The sequence below is a fragment of the Neisseria wadsworthii 9715 genome (genome assembly GCF_000227765.1).
Lineage (GTDB): Bacteria > Pseudomonadota > Gammaproteobacteria > Burkholderiales > Neisseriaceae > Neisseria > Neisseria wadsworthii.
The window spans coordinates 882,485-892,504 of sequence record NZ_JH165159.1; the positions used below are offsets into that span (position 1 = coordinate 882,485).

The window sequence follows — 10,020 nt, forward strand, 5'->3', positions numbered from 1 at the left end:
AGCTGTATAAATCTAGGGCTAATCTGCTTCAGCCCCTTATTCAATCGGGGCTTGCTTACCCGGTTATAGCAGTTAAGGTTGTCATGCCACCCGCCTTGTTTTAGAATGGTACTAAATATTAGTGCCATTTATTTTTTATGAAAAAGAAACACCAAAGAACACTTGCTTTAATATTCAGCCGCCCCGTATCCGGCAGCATTAAATGGGCGGATATTGAAGCCCTGTTTATCGAATTGGGCGCGGAAGTTCAAGAAAGGGAGGGCAGCCGTATAGCGGTCATCCTTTTCGGGCAAGTGAAAGTGTTTCATAGGCCGCATTCAAGCCCTGATACGGATAAAGGCGCGGTTGCAAGCGTGCGTAAATGGTTGGAAGAAAACGGAGTAAAGCCATGAACAATGTAATGGAAATCAACGGCCATAAAGCCATTATTCAATACGACCCTGAAACCGAGTTACTGCGCGGCGAGTTTATCGGCCTCAACGGCGGGGCGGATTTTTACGCCGATAACGTGGCAGACTTGCACAAAGAGGGGGCGGCCAGTTTGGCGGTTTTTCTCGATGTGTGCAAAGAAAAAGGTATTGAGCCGTATAAACAGTATTCAGGCCGCTTTAATGTGCGGGTAAGCCCTGAAACCCATGCAGCGGCGGCCGCGGCGGCAGCGGCGCAAAATATCAGCCTTAATGAGTGGGTAAACCGTGCAATCAGCCAATCTGCCCATATCTGAAGAAAGATTTTCCTGCCTTTCTTCCGATTTTCAAGTGAGCGTAAAAGTTGGGTAAAAAAGTGGGTAATTTATTTTATTGAAAATTATTTTATATTTATATTCAATAAATTAAATTATAAAGACAGATAATGATGGAAAACGGGTTTTAAACGCAAGGCTGCAAATATGGTTTTGTTTTTGGATTTTGATGGGGTGCTGCATCCGTGGCCGTTTAAGAAACGGGCGGATTGTTTCAGCCAAGTGCCTGTGTTGGAAGCGTTTTTGAGCAGGCCGGAGTATGCAGATATTGATGTTGTGGTGTCTTCGTCTTGGCGGGAAGGGCGCGGGTTGGCGGAATTGCAGGTGCTGTTTTCGCCCGGGTTCGGGCGGCGGATTGTCGGGGCGACGCCGGTGTTCCGTAAGCCGGTGTTCCGTAAGAAGACGGGAAAGGGAGTGCGGGAGCGTGAGATTCTGGCTTGGTTGGAACAGAACGGCAGGGAAGGGGAAAGCTGGCTGGCTTTGGATGATTTGGAAGGTTTTTTTGATCAGCATAAAGACAGGGTTTTTTTCTGCGACAACAGCACGGGGCTGATGGAAGATGATTTGCCTGCTTTGGCGTTGATGTTGAAGCGTGTTTGGGAATGCTGATGTTTCAGACAGGCATCGGGAATGCCTGTCTGAAAGCATGGATGGATTTGAAAGTATCTGTTTTTAATGTGTTAATGCCGTAAAACGATGACGCCTGAAACAAAAAAACTGCTGAAAATCACGGATACCGCTGCGCAGAAGCTGGAGAAGCTCGATTTGCACAGCGCGTGGGACGTGGTGCTGCATTTGCCGCTGCGTTATGAAGATGAAACGCATATTACGCCGATTGCGGATGCGCCTTTGGGTGTGCCTTGCCAAGTTGAAGGTGTGGTAGTGCGGCAGGATGTTCAGTTTAAGCCGCGTAAGCAGCTGATTGTGCAGATTCGGGATGATGCGGGCAAAGTGTTGTTTTTGCGGTTTATTCATTTTTATGCCAGCACCCAGAAGCAGCTGGCGCAGGGGCGGCGGGTGCGTGCGGTGGGGGAAATCAAGCACGGGTTTTTCGGCAACGAGATGATTCACCCGAAAATCAGGGATGCGGAAAACACAGGCCTGTCTGAAAGCCTCACGCCGGTTTATCCCACGGTAAACGGTCTGAACCAGCCCACTTTGCGCCGCATCATTCAAACGGCGCTTGATGCGGTGTCGCTGCATGATACTTTGCCGGACGCTTTATTATCCGAATTGAAGCTGCCCGGCCTGGCCGAAAGCCTGCGTCTGTTGCATGCACCGCCGCCGGAATACAGCATCACGCGCTTGGCCGACGGTGCTTTGCCTGCGTGGCAGCGGTTGAAGTTTGATGAATTGCTGGCGCAGCAGCTATCCATGCGGCTCGCCCGCCAAAAGCGCATCAACGGGCAGGCGAAACCTTTGCGCGGCGACGGCAGCCTGAGCGGTAAGCTGTTGGCAAATCTGCCGTTTGGGTTGACCGGCGCGCAAAAGCGGGTGTTGGACGAAATCCGCTCGGATATGCGGCAGCCGCACCCGATGCACCGCCTGCTGCAAGGCGATGTGGGCAGCGGGAAAACCATTGTGGCGGCTTTATCTGCGCTGACTGCGGTTGAAGCCGGCTTCCAGGTGGCGGTAATGGCGCCCACCGAAATTCTGGCCGAGCAGCATTATATGAAGTTCAAACAATGGTTTGGCGCTTTGGGTTTGGACGTGGCCTGGCTCACGGGCAGCGGGCGCAAGAAAATGAAAGAGCAAACCAAAGCCTTGCTGGAAAGCGGCGGCGTCAAGATAGCGGTTGGCACGCATGCTTTGTTTCAAGACGATGTGCAGTTTCAGAATTTGGGCTTGGTGATTGTGGACGAGCAGCACCGTTTCGGCGTGGCGCAGCGTTTGGCCTTGAAAAACAAAGGGCAGGATGTGCACCAGCTGATGATGTCGGCCACGCCGATTCCGCGCACGCTGGCCATGAGCTTTTTTGCCGACTTGGATGTGTCGGTGATTGACGAGCTGCCGCCGGGGCGCACACCGGTGAAAACCCGTTTGGTCAACAGCTTGCGGCGCGCGGAAGTGGAGCAGTTTGTGCTCGGCACCTGTGAAAAAGGGCAGCAGGCATATTGGGTGTGCCCCCTGATTGAGGAAAGTGAAACGCTACAGCTGCAAACCGCGGTGGACACGCAGCTTGAGCTGCAACAGGCCTTGCCCATGCTGAACGTAGGTTTGCTGCACGGAAAAATGAAAGCGGCGGAAAAGGCGGCCGTGATGGAAGATTTTTCTGCGGGCAAAATTCATGTGCTGGTGGCGACCACGGTTATCGAAGTGGGCGTGGACGTGCCGAATGCCAGCCTGATGGTGATTGAGCATGCCGAGCGCATGGGTTTGTCGCAGTTGCACCAGTTGCGCGGCAGGGTGGGGCGCGGCGCGGCGGCGAGCAGCTGCGTGCTCTTGTTTGCAGAGCCTTTGAGCGAGCTGGCCAAAGCGCGCTTGAAAGTGATTTACGAGCATACCGACGGCTTTGAAATCGCCCGCCAGGATTTGAATATCCGCGGGCCGGGTGAGTTTCTCGGTGCGCGGCAGAGCGGGGTGCCGATGCTGCGTTTTGCCGATTTGGAAGAAGACATGCGCCTGCTGGAATTGGCACGCGATATTGCGCCGAAACTGATTGCCGGGCAGCCGGATATTGTGGATGCGCATCTGGCTAGATGGCTGGGCAGCCGCGAAGGTTATTTGGGTGTGTAGTTTTGTTTTCAGACAGGCATTCATATGCCTGTCTGAAAACCTTTGCAGGCAAACGGCTTTTGCCGAACCTTGCGGCAAATTATTATTTGACCTTAAGATTTAATTTGAGCCTCAACACAATCTAATCTCTTTTCAGACAGGCATATGATGCCTGTCTGAAAACGCATTCAATCCTAACGGAGTGTCCCCATGAAACCGAAGCAGCTCACGCCGCAGCAGCAAAAAATCCAGCAACAACTCAATAAAATTTCCGCCCGTTTTAAGGAATATTCGGCTGCGGGTCATTTTCAGCAGGCGATGAAAGAATCTTTGAAAGCGCATAAATTAGCGCCGAATTCCACTGCGCCGTTAAGCGATGCGGCAACGATGGCGGTGAAAAGCGGTTTGTGGGACGAAGCGGTTAAGTATGCCAAGCAGGTGTTGAGGCGCGACCCGAAGCACATCAATGCCCACGATGCTTTGTCGCATGCTTATGATGGCAAGAAAGATTGGGCAGGCTGCGGTAAATATGGTTTGCGCGCGTTGGAGTTGAGAGACGAAATTTACGGCCGAACCTGCCCAGAGCTACCGAAAATCGAACCGAAGAACGCGGGCAAAAAAATCATTTCGTTCTCGCTTTTCGGCGCAAGCTCCGCGTATGGCGAACCGGCCGTGATGAATGCCGAACTGTGCCCGCTGGTTTATCCGGGTTGGGTATGCCGCTTTTATATTGACGGGAGCGTGCCGGAGCATGTGGTCAGCCGTTTGAAAGAGGCGGGCGCGGAAGTGGTGCGGGTGGATGAAACGCTGCAAAGCTGGCCGGGTACGCTTTGGCGTTTTCTGGCGGCGGACGATGAGGATGCGGCTTATGTGCTGTTTCGCGATGCGGATTCGGTGATTTCCCCGCGCGAAGCCAAAGCCGTGGCGGCATGGCTGGAAAGCGGCAAGCTGTTTCACACCATGCGCGACGCGGGTACGCACACCGAGCTGATTTTGGCGGGCTTGTGGGGCATGGTTGCAGGTGCGGTGCCGGATATGAGGGGCAAGATTGAGGCCTATCTGAAAAAGCCTTTGGAATCGCGCCATTTTGCCGACCAGTTTTTCCTGCGTGAAAATATCTGGCCTTATGTGCGCCAGAGCGTGTGCGCCCATGACCGCTTGTTTGGCTTTATGAATGCGGCGGACTTTCCCGAAACATGGGAAAACTTTGATCCCGACCACCATCATGTGGGCTGTGATGAAGGCAACTCGCATATTTCCGCCACGCTCAACCTGCCTGAAGGCAGCCGTATCCTGTGGCGGCTGTTTACCCGCATTTCGCCTCAGTTTGGTGAAAATTATGAAGAAATCGTGAATGAGCAGGAGCGCTTGGTGTGCGCTTATGAAACAACGGTGCAAAACGGCGGATTGAGCGCTTATATCCCGCGCCGCTATTCTAAAGGCGTGGAAAAGGGTTTGACTAAAATAACAGTGGCTCCGCTGGACTGATATAGTGAGTGGTGGAGCTGAATCTTCCATTCAAAGCTGGCTTGCACTGCTGTGTTTTCCTCTATGGTTTGCGGCCCGCCACATTATATGAAAAGCTTATTTTTACGGCTATATGAAGCATAATGCCTGTCTGGAAGTTTTCAGACAGGCATTGTATTTTATCTAACGATTAGATTAACGACGGCCTTGAACGTTGTATTTCTTCTCAAGCGAGGCAAACAGCCAGCTCAGGCACATGGTCATCGCAAGATAAATCAGGGCGATGGTATAAAGCGGCTCTTCATAAATGGAGTAGCGGCCTGAAATGGTTTTTTGCACATAGGCCAGTTCGGCAACGGCGATGACCGAAATCAGCGAGCTGTCTTTCAGTAAAGTAATAAACTCACTGGCCAATGGCGGCAGCATACGGCGGGTTGCCTGAGGCAGAATCACATAACGCATGGCTTGCGGGTAACTCAACCCCAGTGAACGTGCCGCTTCCATTTGGCCTTTATCGATGGATTGGATGCCGGCGCGGAAAATTTCGGTGATATATGCACCTGCGTTTACGGTAAGCGCCAACACACCGGCAATCAGCGCGCCGTAATTGCGGCGGATTTCATTGGCTTCTGCGCCGCTGATGAGTATGCCGCCGTCGTAGCTGACTAAAATCGGAAACCAGACAAAGTGCCAAATAAAGATTTGTACGAATAAAGGCGTGCCGCGAAATAAGGTAACGTATACGGTGGTGATGGTGCGCAGCAGGCTTACTAAAAGCTTCAGCGGCCAGCCGCCTTTTTCAACGCGTATGATGCGGGCCAATGCGCCGAACAGGCCGAGTATGGTGCCGCCGAAGGTAGCCGCTACGGTTAATCCCAGAGTGGTGAGCGCTCCGTAAAGAAACATCCAACGGTATTCGTAGATGATGTCGAATCTGAAATCCATAATTTTTTCTTTAGAAAAACAGCAGTTAAAGGCGCGTGCAAGCGCTTAAACAAAAGTAAACCCAGTATTTTACAAGAAAATACAATTGAAAGGTTTTTTAATTTTGTGTTTTACATAAATTCTTTCAGACAGGCATTTAAAACGGATTAAGCTGCCGTATCGGATTGTCGTAAAGCAGGCATAACGTTTAAAATAGCGGGTTTTGGTTAATACTACTTAGAAAAATCACATGGAAATCTGGTTCGGCTTAAACCGAAAGCCTGTTTTTGCTCAGGGGGTTGCTGCAACCATCGGTAATTTCGACGGGGTTCATCTGGGGCATCTTCATATTCTGCGGCGCTTGAAAGAAGAAGCGCAGAAGCGCGGCCTACCGGCGGTGGCGATTGTGTTTGAGCCGCAGCCGTCCGAATTTTTTGCGCGTAAATTTAACAAGCCTTTGCCTTTCCGGCTCAGCCCATTGCGCGATAAATTGAAGCTGCTGGAAGCAACCGGCTGCTTGGATGCGGTTTGGGTGTTGCGTTTTAATCAGAGCTTTGCCGATATTCCTGCGCAAACTTTTATTGACCGCTTGCTGCGTCAAAGCTTGGATACGCGCTATCTTTTGGTGGGCGACGATTTCCGTTTCGGAGCAGGGCGGGAAGGTGATTTTGCGATGTTGCAAAACCAGCAAGGCATGTTTACAGAGCGTACGCCTTCCGTGTTGATTGAGAATATGCGGGTTAGCAGCACCGCGGTGCGCCAAGCTTTGGCAGGCGGTTTGCTGGATTGTGCAAGCAGCCTGCTCGGCCATGATTATGTGCTTAGCGGACGTGTCAAACACGGGGCCAAACTGGGGAGGACGATCGGTAGCCCTACGGCCAATATTCATTTGCCTAACCATCATTATGCTTTGAGCGGCGTATTTGTGGTGGAAGCCGAAGGCAGCTTCGGTAGAAAACGCGGCGTGGCCAGTTTTGGTGTGAATCCCACTGTTTCTCAAACCAGCCGGCAAAAGCTTGAAGTTCATCTGTTTGATTTTGATGGAAATATCTACGGCGAGCGGCTGCATGTTCATTTTCTGCACAAATTGCGCAACGAAGAAAAATTTCCCGATATAGAAAGCATGATGGTGCAGATTCGCGCTGATATGGCCGAAGCAAGGGGCTGGCAGCCGATGCCTGTCTGAAAGCCCTTATAAAATCAAGGCAATTCCGTTACAATAGTTTTATTTTCTTTACTTTAGAATATCGGGCCGGCAGTTTAATCTGAGCCGGGCCGAACAACACAGCGACAGAGAACCAAAATGACCGACTACAGCAAAACCGTAAATCTGCTTGAAAGCCCGTTTCCTATGCGCGGCAATTTGGCCAAGCGCGAACCTGCGTGGCTGAAAAGCTGGTACGAGCAGAAACGTTACCAAAAATTGCGCGAGAAAGCGCAAGGCCGCCCGAAGTTCGTGCTGCACGACGGCCCGCCTTATGCCAACGGTGACATCCATATCGGTCATGCTGCCAATAAAATTTTGAAAGACATCATCGTCCGCAGCAAAACGTTGGCCGGCTTCGATGCGCCTTATGTGCCGGGTTGGGACTGCCACGGCCTGCCTATCGAATTGATGGTGGAAAAGCTGCACGGTAAATCCATTCCTGCCTCCAAGTTCCGCGAGTTGTGCCGCGAATATGCTACCGAGCAAATCGCGCGCCAGAAAAAAGACTTTATCCGCTTAGGCGTGATGGGTGATTGGGAAAATCCTTATCTCACCATGAACTACCAAACGGAAGCGGATACCGTGCGTGCGCTGGGTGAAATTTATAAAGCGGGCTATCTGTATCGCGGTGAAAAACCGGTTCAATTCTGCTTGGATTGTGGCTCTTCGCTGGCAGAAGCGGAAGTGGAATATAAAGATAAAGTTTCCCATGCCATTGATGTGGCTTACCTGTTTCAAGACAATGCCGCTTTAACCAAAGCATTTGGCCTGTCTGAAATCAGCGGGAATGCTTTTGCCGTTATCTGGACGACTACGCCGTGGACGCTGCCGGCCAGTCAGGCGATAGCTGCCGGTGCAGATGTGGTTTACCAACTGATTGATACGCCCAAAGGTAAATTGGTGCTGGCAAAAGATCTGGTTGAGGATGCGGTTAAACGCTATGGGTTTGAAGAAGGTCAAACGCAAGTTTTAGCCGAAACCAGCGGCAGCAAGCTTGAGCATTTGCATCTGAACCATCCGTTTTTAGAGCGTGACATTATGGTGCTCAACGGTGAGCACGTTACCACCGATGCCGGTACGGGTTTGGTACACAGTGCACCGGCTCACGGTTTGGAAGATTATTTTGTATGCTTGAAATACGGCATACAGCTTTACAATCCGGTTAACGGCGAAGGCCGCTATATTTCCGAAATGCCGCGTGTAGCCGGTATGACCGTATGGGAAGCCAATCCGGTTATTATTGAATGGCTGGAAGAAGAAGGCAAGCTGCTGGCAAACAATAAAATCGAACACAGCTATGCGCATTGCTGGCGACATAAAACGCCTTTGATTTACCGCGCAACCGGCCAATGGTTTATCGGTATGGATAAAACCGGCGCTGATGGAAAAACTTTGCGCGATAAAGCCATGAAAGCAGTGGATAATACCGAGTTTTTCCCTGCTTGGGGTCGGGCACGTTTGGAAGCTATGATTGAAGGGCGCCCCGATTGGGTGGTTTCCCGCCAGCGCAACTGGGGTACGCCTATGACTTTTTTTATTCACAAAGAAACCGGTGAACTGCATCCGCGTTCGGCTGAGCTTTTGGAAGAGGTTGCCAAAAAAATTGAGCAAAAAGGCATTGAAGCGTGGTTTGCCTTGGATAAGCATGAATTGTTGGGCGAAGAAGCCGAACAATATGAAAAGCTTTCCGATACCATGGATGTGTGGTTCGATTCCGGCAGCACCCACTTTTCTGTGTTGAGAAGGCGTGAAGAGTTGGTTTGGCCTGCCGATTTGTATCTCGAAGGCAGCGACCAGCACCGCGGCTGGTTCCAGTCGTCTATGTTGACAGGTTGCTCCACGGTTGGTCGTGCGCCGTATAAGCAATTGTTAACCCATGGTTTTGTGGTTGACCAAAACGGCCGTAAGATGTCCAAATCATTGGGCAATGTGGTGGCACCTCAAGAAGTGTATAACGAATTCGGCGCCGATATCCTCCGTTTGTGGACAGCTTCTACCGATTATTCCGGCGAGTTGGCGATTTCTAAGGAAATTCTAAAACGCGTAACAGAAAGCTATCGTCGCATCCGCAATACTCTGAGCTTTTTGTTTGCCAATTTGAGCGATTTCCGCCCCATGGATGATGCGGTTCCGCAAGATCAAATGGTGGAAATTGACCGTTATGCCATGGTGCTGGTACGCCGCCTGCAAGAGCGTTTGGCCGGTGATTATTATCCGCGTTATGCGTTTCACTTTGCTGTGAAAGACATCGTGGCATTCTGTTCAGAGGATTTGGGTGCATTCTATCTTGATATTTTGAAAGATCGCTTGTATACCACTAAAGCAGACAGCCATGCGCGCCGCAGTGCGCAAACCGCGCTGTACCATATCACTCGCAGCCTTGTGTTGTTGATTTCCCCGATTCTCTGCTTTACTGCCGAAGAAGCTTGGGACATTATCGGCGGGGGAGAAGAAGACAGCGTTTTGTTCCACACTCTGCACGAATTTCCCGCAATGAACGAAAAAAGCGAAGCTGAATTGGTGCGCAAATGGGAAGCTGTGCGCCAAGTGCGCGAGGCAGTAACTGCCGCTATTGAACCTTTGCGTGTCGATAAAACCGTTGGTTCTTCTTTGCAGGCGGAAGTGGAGATTACCGCGCCGGAAGATTTGGCCGGATATTTGAAAGCGTTGGGTGATGAATTACGCTTTGTGTTATTGGTGTCTAAAGCGACCGTTAGCAAAGGCAGCGAGCTTTCTGTAACTGCTAAAGTGAGCAACGGCGAGAAGTGTGAACGCTGTTGGCATTACACAGATGATATCGGCTCTGTTGCCGGGCATTCGACTATTTGTAAGCGTTGCGCCGGGAATATTGATGGAGAAGGCGAACATCGCGATTATGCATAAAGCCGTTATCAGTTAACCAATATAATGCCTGTCTGAAAAAGTTTTCAGACAGGCATTTATGTTTGGGATGGCTTAAAAGCCC

At 50.9% G+C, this 10,020-nt stretch carries 8 protein-coding genes; 7 read left to right on the forward strand and 1 reads right to left on the reverse strand.

All coding sequences use genetic code 11. From position 1 onward, the window contains the following. Positions 1 to 137 precede the first annotated feature (137 nt). The 5 genes from HMPREF9370_RS03925 to HMPREF9370_RS03945 all read left to right on the forward strand — a co-directional run bounded on the left by HMPREF9370_RS03925 (position 138) and on the right by HMPREF9370_RS03945 (position 4,945). Entirely contained in the window at positions 138 to 392 is a 255-nt protein-coding gene (locus HMPREF9370_RS03925; RefSeq protein WP_009116032.1) for a type II toxin-antitoxin system HicA family toxin, read from the forward strand. Beyond that, entirely contained in the window at positions 389 to 724 is a 336-nt protein-coding gene (locus HMPREF9370_RS03930; RefSeq protein WP_009116033.1) for a type II toxin-antitoxin system HicB family antitoxin, read from the forward strand. The genes HMPREF9370_RS03925 and HMPREF9370_RS03930 overlap by 4 nt, the downstream gene beginning before the upstream one ends. A 165-nt stretch (positions 725 to 889) precedes the next feature. Continuing rightward, positions 890 to 1,351, forward strand: a complete 462-nt coding sequence (locus HMPREF9370_RS03935) for an HAD domain-containing protein (RefSeq protein WP_009116034.1) — start codon at positions 890 to 892, stop codon at positions 1,349 to 1,351. An 87-nt stretch (positions 1,352 to 1,438) separates the two neighbouring features. Beyond that, entirely contained in the window at positions 1,439 to 3,478 is a 2,040-nt protein-coding gene (gene recG / locus HMPREF9370_RS03940; RefSeq protein ID WP_009116035.1) for an ATP-dependent DNA helicase RecG, read from the forward strand. A gap of 189 nt (positions 3,479 to 3,667) precedes the next feature. Beyond that, positions 3,668 to 4,945, forward strand: a complete 1,278-nt coding sequence (locus HMPREF9370_RS03945; protein ID WP_009116037.1) for a tetratricopeptide repeat protein — start codon at positions 3,668 to 3,670, stop codon at positions 4,943 to 4,945. Between the two features lie 174 nt (positions 4,946 to 5,119). Here HMPREF9370_RS03945 and HMPREF9370_RS03950 read toward each other — a convergent pair whose 3' ends face one another. Then, positions 5,120 to 5,869 (reverse strand): amino acid ABC transporter permease, encoded by a 750-nt coding sequence (locus HMPREF9370_RS03950; protein ID WP_009116038.1) that lies wholly within the window; start codon positions 5,867 to 5,869, stop codon positions 5,120 to 5,122. 229 nt (positions 5,870 to 6,098) lie between these two features. On the opposite strand from HMPREF9370_RS03950, the gene ribF reads away from it, so the two are divergent. Beyond that, positions 6,099 to 7,034, forward strand: a complete 936-nt coding sequence (gene ribF, locus HMPREF9370_RS03955) for a bifunctional riboflavin kinase/FAD synthetase (RefSeq protein ID WP_009116039.1) — start codon at positions 6,099 to 6,101, stop codon at positions 7,032 to 7,034. A 117-nt stretch (positions 7,035 to 7,151) separates the two neighbouring features. Further along, positions 7,152 to 9,938: an isoleucine--tRNA ligase gene (gene ileS, locus HMPREF9370_RS03960; protein WP_009116040.1), complete on the forward strand. Its 2,787-nt coding sequence runs from the start codon at positions 7,152 to 7,154 to the stop codon at positions 9,936 to 9,938. Positions 9,939 to 10,020: the final 82 nt, after the last annotated feature.